12 protein-coding genes are annotated in these 15,640 nt (G+C 37.0%); 2 read left to right on the forward strand and 10 right to left on the reverse strand.

From position 1 onward, the window contains the following. Position 1 precedes the first annotated feature (1 nt). The 8 genes from BMW64_RS16385 to BMW64_RS16415 all read right to left on the reverse strand — a co-directional run bounded on the left by BMW64_RS16385 (position 2) and on the right by BMW64_RS16415 (position 13,124). Positions 2 to 358 carry a response regulator transcription factor gene (locus BMW64_RS16385; protein ID WP_090001070.1) on the reverse strand — a complete coding sequence of 119 codons (357 nt, stop codon included), beginning with the start codon at positions 356 to 358 and terminating at the stop codon, positions 2 to 4. A 10-nt stretch (positions 359 to 368) separates the two neighbouring features. Continuing rightward, the gene (locus BMW64_RS16390; RefSeq protein ID WP_090001072.1) at positions 369 to 4,289 is read right to left on the reverse strand and encodes a response regulator; all 3,921 of its coding nucleotides are present in this window, start codon (positions 4,287 to 4,289) and stop codon (positions 369 to 371) included. A gap of 429 nt (positions 4,290 to 4,718) precedes the next feature. Next, positions 4,719 to 5,303: a CinA family protein gene (locus BMW64_RS16395; RefSeq protein ID WP_090001074.1), complete on the reverse strand. Its 585-nt coding sequence runs from the start codon at positions 5,301 to 5,303 to the stop codon at positions 4,719 to 4,721. A 465-nt stretch (positions 5,304 to 5,768) separates the two neighbouring features. Continuing rightward, on the reverse strand, positions 5,769 to 6,908 hold the full coding sequence (locus BMW64_RS16400) for an efflux RND transporter periplasmic adaptor subunit (RefSeq protein ID WP_090001076.1): 1,140 nt from the start codon (positions 6,906 to 6,908) through the stop codon (positions 5,769 to 5,771). 4 nt (positions 6,909 to 6,912) lie between these two features. Then, the gene (locus tag BMW64_RS21135; RefSeq protein ID WP_394332265.1) at positions 6,913 to 8,139 is read right to left on the reverse strand and encodes a TolC family protein; all 1,227 of its coding nucleotides are present in this window, start codon (positions 8,137 to 8,139) and stop codon (positions 6,913 to 6,915) included. Positions 8,140 to 8,187: 48 nt separating this feature from the next. Continuing rightward, positions 8,188 to 11,340, reverse strand: coding sequence for an efflux RND transporter permease subunit (locus BMW64_RS16405; RefSeq protein WP_394332266.1), 3,153 nt, complete (start codon positions 11,338 to 11,340; stop codon positions 8,188 to 8,190). 216 nt (positions 11,341 to 11,556) lie between these two features. After that, entirely contained in the window at positions 11,557 to 11,976 is a 420-nt protein-coding gene (locus BMW64_RS16410) for a hypothetical protein (protein WP_090001078.1), read from the reverse strand. A gap of 41 nt (positions 11,977 to 12,017) precedes the next feature. Continuing rightward, positions 12,018 to 13,124, reverse strand: a complete 1,107-nt coding sequence (locus BMW64_RS16415) for a LytR/AlgR family response regulator transcription factor (RefSeq protein ID WP_090001245.1) — start codon at positions 13,122 to 13,124, stop codon at positions 12,018 to 12,020. 160 nt (positions 13,125 to 13,284) lie between these two features. Here BMW64_RS16415 and BMW64_RS16420 point away from each other — a divergent pair, with 160 nt between their 5' ends. After that, complete coding sequence (locus BMW64_RS16420; protein WP_090001080.1) at positions 13,285 to 14,250, forward strand: cytochrome P460 family protein; 966 nt, start codon at positions 13,285 to 13,287, stop codon at positions 14,248 to 14,250. Then, complete coding sequence (locus BMW64_RS16425; RefSeq protein WP_090001082.1) at positions 14,247 to 14,717, forward strand: hypothetical protein; 471 nt, start codon at positions 14,247 to 14,249, stop codon at positions 14,715 to 14,717. Before BMW64_RS16420 ends, BMW64_RS16425 begins: the two co-directional genes overlap by 4 nt. A gap of 169 nt (positions 14,718 to 14,886) precedes the next feature. Here BMW64_RS16425 and BMW64_RS16430 read toward each other — a convergent pair whose 3' ends face one another. After that, positions 14,887 to 15,249, reverse strand: a complete 363-nt coding sequence (locus tag BMW64_RS16430) for a hypothetical protein (RefSeq protein ID WP_143052717.1) — start codon at positions 15,247 to 15,249, stop codon at positions 14,887 to 14,889. Continuing rightward, complete coding sequence (locus BMW64_RS21045; RefSeq protein WP_262484237.1) at positions 15,246 to 15,380, reverse strand: hypothetical protein; 135 nt, start codon at positions 15,378 to 15,380, stop codon at positions 15,246 to 15,248. Before BMW64_RS21045 ends, BMW64_RS16430 begins: the two co-directional genes overlap by 4 nt. Positions 15,381 to 15,640 lie beyond the last annotated feature (260 nt).

Raw genomic sequence — 15,640 nt, forward strand, 5'->3', positions numbered from 1 at the left:
CTTATTTTGACAAAAATCTTCTCACCCTTAACATTAATTCACTGGGGCTAAACGGTTTAACAATAAAATCTGATGCTCCAAGATCAAAAGCATTCAGCACCACTTCTTCCTGTCCCATACTTGAAAGCATAATTACAGGTACGTTTTTTCCCATGGCCTGTATCGCTGAAAGGATTTCTATTCCGGAAGCAAAAGGCATCATAATATCTGTAATGGCAAGATCTACATCTTTTTCTTTTAGTGTTTCGATAGCTTCTTTACCGTTTCTGGTAAGTATCACTTCATGTCCTTCCTTCAACAGTTTATGTTCTATTGTTTTAAGAATCAGTTCATCATCTTCGGCGATCAAAATTAACATAGTTGTGATTTTATTTTATTAAACTTTTTATTATATCTAATCCTATTGTGATTTCTTCTTTTATTTCCTTATTCATGGATGAGAAGTCCATGTTTTCACTTGCTTTATTTTCCCAGCTTAATGCGCTTTCCGAAAGTCTGAAAAGTCCTGCTGTCCCGGCCGTACCTTTGAGTTTGTGAAGAATCATTCTGGCTTCTGCAACATTTTTTTCTGCTGCGGCATTTTCTATATTTTGCTGAGCTTGTGTAAGCTGCTGAATCACCAGATTTAAAAACATTGCTTTAAAATCTTCATCATCATCTCCGATATGTTCGTTTAACATATCGATATTGATATATTTTTCAGAATCCGGTTTGGTTTCTGATTCTGAATTTTTTTTATTGTCATTAATGGTGATATACTTTTTAAGCATCTCCATAAGATCGGCCTGTCTGAGAGGCTTTGGAAGGAAATCATTCATCCCGGATTCCAGGCATTTTTCTTTTTCACCAAGAACATTCCCGGCAGTAACTCCGATGATAGGCACATTACTGTATTCAGGCAGCATACGGATTTGCTGTGTAGCTTCCATCCCGTTCATTACCGGCATCTGTACATCCATCAGAATCAGAGAAAATTGTTTTCTTTTGCATTGTTCAAGTGCTTCAAGGCCATTTACCGCTTCTGTTAAATGAGCATCAGGAGTAAGAGATTTCATCATCTTACTATTCAGCACCATATTCACCGGGTTATCATCTACTAAAAGAACTTCAAGCTCTCTTATAAATGAAACTGAATCTTTCTCAGATTGTTCCTGGGCTGCGATTTCTGTAACATTAGTTTGTGCCACCCGTCTGAGCGTTTTGTATAATTCATCAAATTTAATAGGCTTCAGAAGAAAATAAGAATTCTCTTCCTTTCGGAAAGAGTTGATGACATCGTGTTCCTCTGATGAAGTGTGGAGAACCACCAAAGGAGAAATTTCCTTACGCTGATTAAACAACTCCCTTATTTTATCAATGGTTTCCAGACCTGAAATCACCGGCATATGATAATCCATCAGAATGACATCAAAACGTTCTCCTTTCAGCAGTATCTGCAGAGCTTCCATTCCGTTGGCAGCCAGGGTAGATTCGATATTTTTATAAGCAAGCATATGTTGCAAAATGATTCTGTTGGCTTCATTGTCATCTACCACAAGTACTTTTTTGATCGTAATATTCTCTTCCTCTTCTTTGATTTCCGACATTTCATAAGGAATCTCAATATCAAAGAAAAATACCGAACCTTTTTCCGGTGCGCTGATCAGGGAGAGATGACTTCCCATATATCCCAGGATATTATTTGAAATCGTAAGTCCAAGTCCGGTACCTCCGTATCGTTTACTGATCGAGCTGTTTTCCTGGGTAAAGGCATTAAAAATATATTTCTGTTTTTCTACCGGAATACCAATTCCTGTATCCCTTACAGAAAAACGTAAGGTGATATTGTTGTCGTCTATATTTAGTTTTTCTACTTTAAGCTCAATTTCACCCTGTTCTGTAAATTTCACGGCATTACCAAGAAGATTGATCAGAATCTGTTTTAACCTGGATTCGTCTAATAAAAGCGTTTTCGGAAGTCCGGGCTCTATGTTCAGGAGCAATTCGATATTTTTTTTCTGCGACTGGTAGAGAATAACATTGATTACCTGGCTTACCAGATCGTATACATCACTCTTTTCAATAAGAAGCTCTAGTTTTCCAGATTCTATTTTAGAGAAATCAAGAATATCATTAATGATGTTCAGAAGGTTTTCCCCGGATTCATTAATGTAGTTAAGATATTGCATCTGAATTTCATTAAGAGGTGTTCTCAGCAAAAGATCAGAAAATCCGATCACGCCGTTTAAAGGTGTACGGATTTCATGACTCATGTTTGCCAGAAACTCAGATTTTGCCTTACTGGCAGTTTCAGCCATTTTCTTGGCATTTTTAAGCTCTTCGTTTACCTGCACTGCGTGGGTGATATTTTGTACGGATACAATCACTCCCCCGATTTCATCGTCTGTCAGGTACCACGGACCTACCTTAAGATTATAATGCTGAATTTCTTCTTTGCCTTCGATTTCGATAACAAAATCTTCGTTTATATAGGTTTTTCCCTGTAAAGCATTTCGGTATATTTCTTTTCTTTCTTCAGGGACATTCGGGGATATGGTGAACAGATTATTTCCGATGAGCTCCTTATCATTCATCTCGAATTCATCTTTCCAGCTGCTGCTTACGGAAACATAATTAAGCTCTTTATCAAACATGGCTACGGCTACAGGAACATACGTTACAAATGACTGCATCATTGCTTCTTTACGGGTCACCTCAAGATACATTTTCTTAAAGGCATCAATATCCTGAATGATTCCGAAAACCCTGTTGCATACTCCATCTTCAAACTCCGGAATTCCTTTCACTCTTACCCAGATGGTAACACCGTCGTTACGGACAAGCTGAAATTCCTCATCGAAGGTAATCCCTTCCGTTACTGCTTTATTGAAAAGATATCTCATTCTTTCCCTGCTGTCTTCTTTATAGAAACCAATGGCATTATCAAAATCAGGCTGAAAATTGTTTTTTATCTTATGAATTTCTTTCGTGCTCTGAGACCAGAAAACGGTCCCGGTTTTCATGTTTACTTCCCAACCGCCCACCTGCGCAACGGAACTCGTCTGCTCCAGCATTTTCTTGGTATAAACAAGATCTTTCTCCAGCATCATCCTTTCGGTGACATTGAGGGCTGTACTGACAACGTATGGTTTTCCTTCTTTATCAATTTCTACGAGATTATGATACATCCATATCAATTCTTCACCTTCTTTGGTTTTCAGAATCATGGTACCATAATCTTCTTTATTCTCATTGATACGCTCAAGATATTGTTTTAGCAGAAGCCAGTTTTGTTCCGGCACGAGATCTTTTAGGTTGAGACTTTTTACTTCTTCTGCAGTATAATGTAGTGTTTCCCTTCCTTTTTCATTGACGGCCAGAATATTTCCTTCCATATCATGCATGCTCATCAGCCCGATTGCATTTTCAAAGAAACTTCTGAAGCGTCTTTCGGAACTTTCCAGAAGCTGCTTTTCTTCTATCTGCCGGGTAATATTAATTCCGAAACAAAAAATTTCAGAAAACTTCTGATTTTGCTTCAACTGCCACTGAACAATTATGGAATTTTCATCTTCCGTCTTTGTGGAAGTCGTGAAAGTAAGCTCTCCTCCTGTTTTCTTAAAATTTTCAATCTGCGCTTGCAATTCCGGTTCCTGATCTCCTAAAATGCTTAAAAAATTGTGTTCAACAATTTTGTCTTTGGAAACATTAAAAACTTTTTCAAAAGCTGGATTAACATCTTTAAGCATGAACTGTTTATCCAACACACAGATCAGATTGTTAGAGACATTAAAAGTTTGCTGAAAATACTCTGCGTTTATAGTTTCTCTGCTGCTTAAGAGGAGCTTGGTGACAATTTCTCCAAGCTTTTTGAGTGCAGATATCTGATTATCAGTTATTGTTTTAGGTTTAAAATCAATCACACAAATGGTCCCCAATGCAAATCCTTCATCATCAATAAGTGGTACACCTGCGTAAAAGCGTATTCCTCCTTCCAATATTATCGGGTTGTCAGAAGATCTTTCATCCTGCAACGTATCATTGATTACCACAATTTCACTATTTGCAATAGAATACTGACAAAGTGTATTCTCACGTTCTATTGAATCGATGGAAAGCCCAATACAACTTTGGACTCTTTGTGTATCTCGCTCCATGATTGATATGAGTGAAGAAGGACAATCGGTAATGAGGCAGGCCGTCTCTGCAAAAACATCCAATTGAGGATCTTTACCTAAATTCAAAAGATCGAAGAACTCTAACTTTTTAAGTCTTCCTTCTTCATTATAGGGAATTGGATATTTGTTCATATTAATAACTGATTTCTTTTATAATATTAAATATAATTATAAAATTGCTAAAAAAATAGTTTTCTATTAAGTTTTCTTATTAAATCACATAAAAGAGATTATAACTTTTCCGGCTTTAAAACTAATAAAAATTTGCGTCAGTTTCAAAGCTCTTTGTCCGGATTTGAGAAAATAATCAGACAAATTAACAAAGTGTGGTATCAAGTTTTAATTAAATACATTTTATACATTGAAATAATATTATTTTGATGGATTTTTATCAAAATTTTATAATTGAAAAAGCCCCCCCAAGAAACGGGGGAGCTTATTAGAAATGACTGCAAAAATGAAGTGTATAGATAAATCAAAGGTAAATGATATATCACGTCAGTTTTATGACTGTTGTCATATTGCAAAAAATTTTATTGATCTTTAAAAGAAAATGACAATCTACGACATCGATTCCGATTTTCTATCAGCGTGCTTATCCAGCTCAAGTTTAAGGCATCCCAGTATGAACTCCGTGTAATACAGCTGTGCATTGACCTGTCTGGTTCTGGAATGCAGATCAAGTTTCTCCGAAAGAATGACTTTACCTTTATAAACAATGGAAAAATAAGCAAAAAGCTTTTGTCTTGATTCCGGCACGGGGGTCGCATAACCTGTAACACCAATGGACCAGTCGGTTTTAAAAATTTTAGACACATTCAGCGCCATTGTTTCTGCAATGCCTGGTGAAACGCAGTCGCAGGCAGCGGCTTCCTTTTCGTCAACATTTAGCAGACCAACCTTTTCGTCAAGTGTATAAGCAGTTATACCTCCTTTGTAAAAAGTTGATGCTTCTTTCATCTGAGAAAACGAAAACTGCAGAAATCCCGAAGTTACACTTTCCGCAATAGCGATCGTTTCGTTGGCAGACAGGAAATATTTCCCGATATACTCAAAAAGGTTCTGTAATTCTATAATAAAGTTGATAAGAGATCTTACCGACAGCTCTTCTGAACTGACTCCTATTCTTGAAGGTTTTAAAATCATTAATACTGTTATTTTGTGATCGTTACTATAATTTGATAACAATGTTGATTTCAGTGGTCATGAGATTATTAGTTTTCTTTAAATCAAAAAAGGCTGTAGATATGCAGGCAACCAGATCTGAATTTTACTGAGAGAATTTTCTCATAAATGATGGCGTAGAATTGCTTTATACATTAGAATTTTGAACTCAGTACTAAATTTAATTAATAAAAGATCCAATTATTATGATCTTAATCAATAGAGAAACATAATTTAATAGTCAAAAGCAATCAACGATTTTTCATATACAAAATGTTTGCTAAAGTGTTTATCTGATTAAATCTGATCTGTAATACTTGTATAAAATAAAAGTCCAACATAGCGTTGGACTTTATTATCGAACTGATATTGAGTTAAATGTATTTAAATTTCCTGATTGATTGCTTTTTGCTATTAGTATAATGCTTTTTACTAAACCTTGCTCAATTACTCTTCTTCCTCCGTGTTTTTCAACTTCATCAGGAGTGTGTATGAATTTTTAGTCACAATTTTTTTATTTTTAAAATCATCAAAATTAAGGATCTGAACAAAACCGTTTTCCGTTTCTCCCAACATAACCGGCGTTAATCGATAAGTCTGTTTCTTCACCTCAACAAACACAAAGTCTTTGCCTTCAAAATTGATAATACTTTCTTCCGGAATCGCATGGGAAAAAGAGTTGCTGGTTTCAATTTCGGCATTCATGTACATTCCCGGAACCAAAGTGTGATCGTATTTATCAAAATGGCAGTGAACTTCTGCCAGACCGCCCTGACTGATATCTTTGCTGATGAGAAGAATTTCACCGTAATATTTTTTGCCCGGATCTGCATTCGTGTATGCTGCAAAACGCTGTCCTTTTTTCAAGTTTTCCAAGTCTTTTTCATACACTTTGAGATTCAGGTGAATGTCATCCGGGTTAATCAGCTCAAAAAGGACATCAGAAGGATTGACATATTTCCCGATGTTCACATTCACTTTGCTTACAAAACCGTTGATCGAGCTGTACACCGGAACACTTTTCGTAATATTTCCGGATTTTAAAGATTCAGGATTGATATTGATGAGTCTGAGCTGTTGCGCCAATGAATTCATTAAAATTCTCTGGCTATTCATTTCAGATTGGGCGAGTTGCATCGCTTTGTCGCTGCTTGCCTGACTTTGGTTGAGGGTTTTCTGACGATTATAATCCAATTCTGCAAAATGCGCTTTGGATCTTGCCATCAGATAATCCTGTTGAAGCTGAATGAATTGCGGATTTTCGATCACGGCAATCACCTGACCTCTGGAAACCGGCATTCCCGGAAGAAGATTGCTGGATTTCAGATAGCCGCCAAGTGGAATGCTTACGGAAACCAGATTTTGTGGCGGAACATCGATCATTCCGTTTAATTTCAGGGTCGAAGCAATATTTTGTAATGAAAGCGTCGTTGTTTCTATCGGTGCATTTCTAAGCTGAGCATCGGTTAAAGTAACTACATTTTCATCTTTCGGGAGGCTTTTTTCCTGCTTCGGAGCTTCTTCTTTTTTACATTGAATGAATACAAAAAAGCTGATTAATAGGGTGTATATTGAAATTGATTTCATTTTTTTACGGATTTAAAGTAAGGTATTCCAGTTCAATGGCACTTTGGTTAAGTTTCCAGACGGCATCGGTATAATTGTTTTTGAGCTGTACTGTCTGATTCACAAGAATCACAAATTCGAGGTAATTGATTTCTCCTCCGATGAATTGCCTTTTTGCGGTTTCTGTAATCACATCTGCATTTTTAAGGTCGGAACTTTCATACTTTGAAACAATTTCCAGATTGGACTGATAGATTTCTCTGGCTTTTTTAAGCTGATTCTGAAGATTGAATTCCGCATTTTTAAGCTCACTTTCAGCAACAGACTGGGCTACTTTTGCGGCTTCAATTCTCGCTTTCTGACCTCCTGAAAATATCGGAAGTGAAACACCCACCTGAACCGAATGAAACTGAGGCGTTGCATTGTATCGTTTATCGTCCGGCCCTAATCCTTTAAAACTATTCAGATTATAGGCTAACTGCAGACCGGGAAGCATTTTCGCTTTTTCCAGTGCGATCTGTTCTGTGGAAATATTTTTCTGCTGTTCCCAGATTTTAAGCAAAGGATGATTCGCCAGTTTTTCATTTAAAGAATTGGCAAAAGATTTTGAATCTTCCGGAATGAAATCCGTTTCTGTATTCAAAAGCCACTGAAACTGGATCTTTAAGACCGCTAATTCCTGCTGCAATTGTTTTAACTGAATTTCTATCGCCGATTTCTGACTGGAAGCGGTTGTTTTTTCCAGAATATTGCTCTCCCCTGCTTTCAGTCTCAGGTTCGCTTTGTCTGAAAAGTCGGTGTACAGTTTCAGAATTTCATTCAGCAGTTTTTCTTTTTCTTTCCAGTACAGAATGTTGTAAAAGGTGAGGCTGACTGCTTTTTTTAGTTCATATTCTTTCAGAGAAACATTCAGCAAGGATTTTTTCCATTCCTCAGTGTATACATTTTTCTGTTTTTTATACACTGTCGGAAAAGCAATGTTTTGGGAAACGCCAAATTTCATATCGTTGTACGCACTGTTGATCTGTCCGTAATCGAACGTCACACCCGTCTGCGGAATATCATTAGCCGATTTTATCAACGCTTTGGAATACTCAGATTTCAGCTTTTCGTTTTTAAGGCTTCTGTTGTTTTCCAGTGCAGTATTAATCGCAGTCTGAAGATTGATTGACGTTTGCGCTTTAAGCCCGAATCCTGCAAAGCTGAATAGCAAAATGAATACAGCCGTTATATTTTTTTGATTATTTTTCATATGTAGATATTTATTGTTTTTTAAAGGTCATATGTAATCGCGTTTTCTTCATAGGCGTTTGCGTTTTCCAAATGATGGCGATTTCATTTTAAATCCTTTTTCAATGGTTACATAAAGAAGCGGCAATACAAAAAGGGTAAGGAAGGTTGCCACCAGCAAACCTCCGATCACCACAGTTGCCAACGGACGCTGAACTTCTGCTCCGGCTCCGTTGCTCAGTGCCATCGGGATAAATCCTAAAGAGGCCACGAAAGCCGTCATCAAAACCGGACGAAGCCTGGATTCTCCGCCATCAATAACAATTCTTACGATATTCCTGATCCCGCTTTTGTATAGTCTGTTGAATTCTGAGATCAGAACGATTCCGTTGAGAACAGCCACTCCGAAAAGCGCGATAAATCCCACTCCTGCACTGATACTGAAAGGCATTCCTCTCAAAGCCAGAAGAAATACGCCGCCAATAATTGATAGTGGAATTGCCGTGTAAATCAGAAGACTTTCTTTGACGGAATTGAATGCTAAAAACAACATGACAAAAATGAGCGCCAATGCAACCGGAACAGCGATCATCAGGCGTTGTTTTGCATTGGTCAGGTTTTCAAAAGAACCTCCGTAGGTCATATAATAACCTGTCGGAAGTTTCATCTCTTTGTTGACTTTAGTCTGAAGCTCTTCCACGATGCTCTGAACGTCTCTTCCTTTAATGTTGAATCCAACAACAATTCTGCGTTGTGCATTTTCTCTCTGAATCTGATTCGGTCCGTTTTTTACCTCAACTTTTGCAAGCTGGGAAAGCGGAATTTGGTTTCCAAACGGAGTCGGAACGAGCAGATTTTTAATATCATCCACATTTTTACGGACTTTAGAATCGAGACGAACGACCATATCGAAACGTTTTTCGCCTTCGAAAACGAGACCTGTACTCTGCCCTGCGAATGCAGCATTCACAATCCGGTTGATATCGGAAATAGATAAATGATACTGCGCAATAACAGGACGGTTGTATTCTATGGTTACCTGCGGCATTCCGGCAATCGGTTCAATGTAAAGATTCTGCGCTCCGTCTACGGTTTCGATTATTTTCCCCAATTTCTGGGCATTCTGAGAAAGTATATTCAGATCATCGCCGAAAATTTTCACGACAACATCCTGTCTCGCTCCGGTCATCAGTTCATTGAAACGCATCTGCACAGGAAACTGGAAACTTACCGTAATTCCGGGAACATCTTGTAATTCTTTGGTCATTTTATCTGCCAGTTCAGGGAATGTGGAAGCAGAAGTCCATTCTTTTTTATCTTTAAGAATCACCATTAAATCGGCTGCATCCATTGGCATCGGGTCTGTAGGAACTTCTCCGCTTCCGATTTTTGTCACTACTTTTTCCACTTCCGGGAATCTTGATTTCAGTATATGGGCGGCTTTTTGTGTACTTTCAATGGTTGTATTCAGATTACTTCCCGGCAAAACTCTGGTTTCTACCGCAAAATCTCCTTCTTCAAGCGAAGGAATAAACTCCCCTCCCATTCTGCTGAGAATGAAAATTGCCAATACGAAAAGTACAGCCACGATGGAGAATACCATTTTCGGAACTCTCAAGATTTTAAGCAGGGTTTTCAGATAGATTTTCTCCACTTTTTTCATCATCCGGTCAGATAAACTCGGTTTTGAACTTCTCTTTCTCAACAGCAAAGAACTCATCATCGGAATGTAGGTTAACGACAATAAAAATGCTCCTAATAAAGCAAAAGCGACAGTTTGCGCCATCGGTTTGAACATTTTCCCCTCAATTCCCTGTAAGGTAAGAATCGGAAGATAGACGATGAGAATAATGATCTGACCGAAAACCGCGCTATTCATCATTTTTCCGGCAGAATGAATAACAATGGTGTCCATTTCCTCTTTTCCAACGGAGAATATTTTTTTAAACTTTGAATTATGGCTGAACTGATGCAGGACTGATTCTACAATAATCACCGCTCCGTCGATAATCAAACCAAAATCTAATGCACCGAGACTCATCAGGTTTCCGCTGACTCCGAAAAGATTCATCATACAGATGGCAAAAAGCATTGCCAAAGGAATAACGGAAGCTACAAGCAGTCCTGCACGTACATTTCCGAGAAACAAAACCAGTACGAAAACAACAATTAATGCACCTTCGGTAAGATTTTTCTCAACAGTTCCGATGGCATTGTTTACCATTTTTGTACGATCGAGGAATGGTTCTATTACGACTCCCTTCGGAAGTGTTTTCTGAATCTGTGCAATTTTTTCTTTAACGTTTTTAATGACCTGATTGCTGTTTTCGCCTTTCAGCATCATTACCACTGCACCGGAAACTTCTCCCTGATCGTTGAAGGTCATGGCTCCGTATCTTGTGGCAAAGCTGGTTTTCACCTCTGCAACGTCTCTTATAAACAATGGAATTTCATTGGTTTTGGAAGCAATCGCTATATTTTTGATGTCTTCGATATTTCCGATGAGACCTTCGCTGCGGATGTATAGAACGGTAGGTCCTTTTTCGATATAAGCTCCTCCTGTGTTCTGATTGTTGGTGTTTAAAGCATCGAAAACATCATTGATGGTGATTCCGTAAGCGTTTAATCTGTCGGGATTGACGGCAATTTCGTATTGTTTTAATTTGCCTCCGAAACTGCTGACTTCGGCAACTCCTTTCACCCCAAGAAGCTGTCTTCTCACGATCCAGTCCTGAATAGTGCGGAGTTCTGTAATGTTGTATTTTTTCTCGTAGCCTTTTTCGGGACGAATTACGTATTGAAATATTTCGCCTAAACCTGTGGAAATAGGCCCTAATTCGGGGGTTCCTATTCCCTGAGGAATCTGGGTCTGAACCTGCTGAAGCCTTTCTGCCACCTGCTGTCTTGCCCAGTAAATATCGATATCATCCTCGAAGACAATGGTAACGAGCGATAATCCGAAACGTGAAAAACTGCGGATTTCTTTTAATCCTGAAATGTTATTGTTTGCCTGTTCTATGGGAAATGTTACCAGTCTTTCGATGTCCGTTGCCCCAAATGAGGGAGCAATGGTGATAACCTGAACCTGATTGTTGGTAATGTCCGGAACTGCGTCTATCGGAAGTTTGGTGACCTGATAGGAACCCACGCCTATCAATCCCAAAATCAACAGCGCAATGATGAGTTTATTCTTTACAGAAAACTCAATGATTTTTGTAAGCATAATGATTTGTGAGCTTATTAGCAGATGATAGATAATAGATAACAGATGATAGATAAATATGTTACAGATAAATATCTCTATCTGAATTTACTATTCTAGCAAATGCTTATGAATAAATAAGTTTGATCGTCTGATAAAAAATTAATGAACATATCGTTGATTAACTTAATATCAAAACGTTCTCAAAAATATTTTTGAGAAGAATTCGAAATAAAATCAACAAGATTTCGGCGGCTGCCAGATGGAATTGAGAATATCTTTATTGTAAAAGATGCTTTTGTAAAAAGTCTGTTTAGATTTAATAATCGGGTTGGATTCTCTGTCAGAAAACTGAAAAGTAAAAGGTGTCGCGGGTGTACATACCACTACAAGATGTGCAGCATGCGAAACAAATGGTAACTGCTGATCTTTGGTGTAATCTGAATCTTTTACCGGATTGTCATAATGGATTTTGAAGAAAGAACCGATAGTAATAGCAGGATTCTGCTCCTTATGCTCCAGGTAATGTTCAATAAGAGCCGGAACTTTCAAAAACTGATACAGCTCGGTTGTAGAAACCAAGTATAAGCTAAGCAATAGTATCGAGATCACTTTTTTCACTTCTGCAAAATTATAAAATGTTTCGTTAAGAATCATTTTAAATTTTAAAATAAGTAAGCAAATCAATTAAAGGCTAATTACTGCTCAAGCCATTTTTTGAATTCCGCCACTTTGTTTTTGCTGATTAGAATATCGTCTGAACTTGTCGGCGTAACAATAATTTTGAGCTGGTTTTTTCCATAGATAAGAATATTGGTTATCGAGCTGATGTTGACAACATATTGTCTGTTTGCTCTATAGAATTTAAATTGATCCAGCATTTTTGCTATTTCATCCAAACTTGAATTGATAGAATACTGATTGCCAGAATGGGTTTTGATATAAACGGTATTATTTTCAAGGAAGAAGTATGCTATTTCGGATGTTTCCAAAGAAATCAGTTCATCTTTATGATAGGTGATGATTCTTTTCTTTATATTTTCTGCAGTTTGATCATCAGAACCGTCTATGTCCGGATTTGAATTGTTATGAATAAGATTGAGCTGGGTATTCATCGCCGTAAGCGCATTAACCTCATCATTAAGATCGTTGAGCTGCCGCTCTTTATAGCTTTCATATTTTTTATAGATCATTCGGATCAGGAAGAAGCTAATTCCTAAAATCACTAATGTTGCTAAGATAAAAATAAGCAAAAATCTAAGATATAAATTGGAGATCTCCTGTTCAATCACTTTGGTATTGGCGTGGGAAGCCAGCATCCAGTCACTTCCTGATACCGGAAATACACTCACAATTTCAGAAGAACGACCTGACTTTTTGCTGAAATTACGGATTCCGGTATTCTCTTTTCCAGAATTCAGAATATCAATAAAGCCTGAACTGACCTCTCCGGAAATAAAATCTGAATTGCTTTTGTCAATAACCTGCCCCACCAACGCAGGATTTGGATGGCAGAGTTCGATACCTTTCTGATTGTACATGCAGATAAATCCACTTTGGGTATCTGTATTAATAATGCTGTTCTGAAGATTCTGAATGACTTGCTGTTTCGAAAGTCCGCTTTTGAGTTGCAGTTCTAATAACTTCCCTATTTCCCTCGATTCTCTTTTTCCTGCTTCTAATTTACTGTTAAAAAGCTCCTGCCTGGAAGACTTGTACAAGTATTGAAAAGAAGAAAAACTGATCAGCAAAATAACGACGCTAACAGCCAGAAACGTGATAATGTAAAGTTTGATTTTCTTCATCGAATGATCATTAACTCTTATATATTTCAAAAGTAATAAATTATTTACAGGCTGATATTCGCTTTCATGCTTATTTTTTTCCCTTTCACCAACACGCCAGCTATGTAATATACTGATTATCCATAACTTTGAATTATATTTAACATAAAATCTTTTTGTGATGAAAAACAAAAATAAACTATTACTGATCCTGTTAGCGGTCTTTATCGGACTGCAATTTTTCCGTCCTAAGGGAATAGATCACGGAACAAAAGCGCCTGATCTTGCAAATGTCCCCAAACAGGTGAATGCTATTTTGAGGTCATCCTGTTTTGACTGCCATTCTTCAGAAGTTAATCTCCGATGGTATGATAAAATTACTCCAGCGAATTTTCTGGTCGCTTCCCATATACGAGATGGCCGAAAAGCTTTGGATTTTTCAAAATGGGCTTCCTGGCCAAAAGCACAGCAAAATACTATTATTTACTATTCTATCAATAAGATTTTATCTGGTGAAATGCCTATTCCGAGTTATGCAGCAGTTCATTCTTATGCAAAGCTGAATCAAAGTGAGATTAATATTTTAAAGAATTATGCTTTAACACTTTCGCCAAGGAAAATTGCTGACAGTGCACAGATCAGCTCAGCAGAAAAACAATATAATGAATGGATAAATGGAACACTGAAACATTCTTCAGTAAAACCATCGCCCAACGGCTTGCCGTATATTCCGGATTACAGGAACTGGAAGGCCATCAGTACGACCGACCGATTTGACAATGGTACCATGCGTATCATTTTCGGTAATGAAATTGCTGTGAAAGCCATTCAGGAAAAACAAACAAATCCCTGGCCCGACGGAACTGTCTTTGCAAAAACCGCATGGAAACAGCAAATGAAGAAAGATGGCAGCATTGGTGCAGGGGAATTCCTGCAGGTGGAATTTATGGTAAAAGATGCCAAAAAGTATGCTGAAACCAAAGGTTGGGGATGGGGTCGATGGAAAGGAAATGATCTGAAACCTTACGGAGAATCGACTGATTTTGATAAAGAATGCATAGAATGTCACAAACCCATGGAGAATCAGGACCATGTATTTACCTCTCCATTGTATTTAATTTCCCAACTTAAAAAAATTCAGAAATGAAAAATATCATCATCCTGTTCTTTTGTTTTTTATTAACAATTTCATGCGAACAACATTCTAAAAATACACTGAATCTTACGGCATCTGTACAGCGGAATGACGAATTAAAGGAAAACCCTTTATTGATGAAGCCGATTACAAGTTCGATAAATCCTGAAAACAGTACCATGTCAACTTTTTATGGCAATGATATCGCTTTCAATTATGCTCAACGTCATCCGGATGCTGATTATCCTGAAAATGCTATTTTATACGAGGTAACATGGAAGCAAAAACCAGATGAAGTGTGGTTTGGGGGCAATATTCCGAAGGAAATTTATTCAGTAGAGAAAATTTCTTTTACAGATTCCCGGTCGGTATATGAAAGATACGAAGGAAAACCACTTCGAAGGATTTTAGGTAATAATACTAAAGACCAGTTAAGAAAAGAGATTATTCTGGATCAGAGGATGGCTGTATCCCCTTAACATATCAATTAATAGTTTCATGATGATGCAGCTCAAATTTTAGAAATTAATTTTTATAAATAAATAACTAAAAAATGCGTCAGATGAAATTATCTGACGCATTTGAGTGAAGAAAGTAATATTTAAAAATAAGGATATTCTTTATTTTAGGAGCATGAGTACTTGATTGTTATTTATATTTTTCATCAATAACCTGGCTGATTTCTTTAATAAAATCATCATAGCTGGACTTCTTATTTAAAAAACCAAAGTATGAAAATCGATCTCCCATAATCTGCTTAACAATATCACGGGAATATACAGATGAAATGAAAACCGGAAGAAACGGCAGAGTCAATATTTTCTTCATATTCTGAACTCCGATCTTTAGTGAATCTATATCGAAAAACATAAACATCGGATAACCATCCTCAAAAAGCAGCTCATCTTCATCAAAAATTTCTAAAAAATAAGTTTTCTCAACAAACGTTTCAAGTTTGTTAATTAGTAAATCATTACGGCTTACCATGAAGCATTTAATTGTTGTACTCAAAAAATTGTCCAGGTTATGGTTGGTGTTGTAAATTCAGTTGTTGTATTATCTTTTGAACTTTCAGATTTTTTTACAACTTTCTTTTTCACTTTCAGCTTATAAAGCTCTTGTTTTTTAATTTCAGTTTTCATGGTTATTAATTTTGATACAAATGTGTAACACACGAAAAATGAAAACAAAATCGTTCGTCGGAATGCCCAATAATTCCGACAGAAACATAAAAAACAAGGTTAAAAGAAAATGATTATTATATGAAATTCTCCGATTTTAATAGTTGAAGAGTATTAATATCGTTTTCAGATTTTATCTAACAGATTAGATTTTACGCAATAGAACAACTATCAAAGATTAAAAACTCTGATAGTCGATCTGCTAATTAATGATTAAAAGT

Origin of the sequence: Chryseobacterium taichungense, assembly GCF_900109935.1 — a bacterium.
Classification (GTDB): domain Bacteria; phylum Bacteroidota; class Bacteroidia; order Flavobacteriales; family Weeksellaceae; genus Chryseobacterium; species Chryseobacterium taichungense.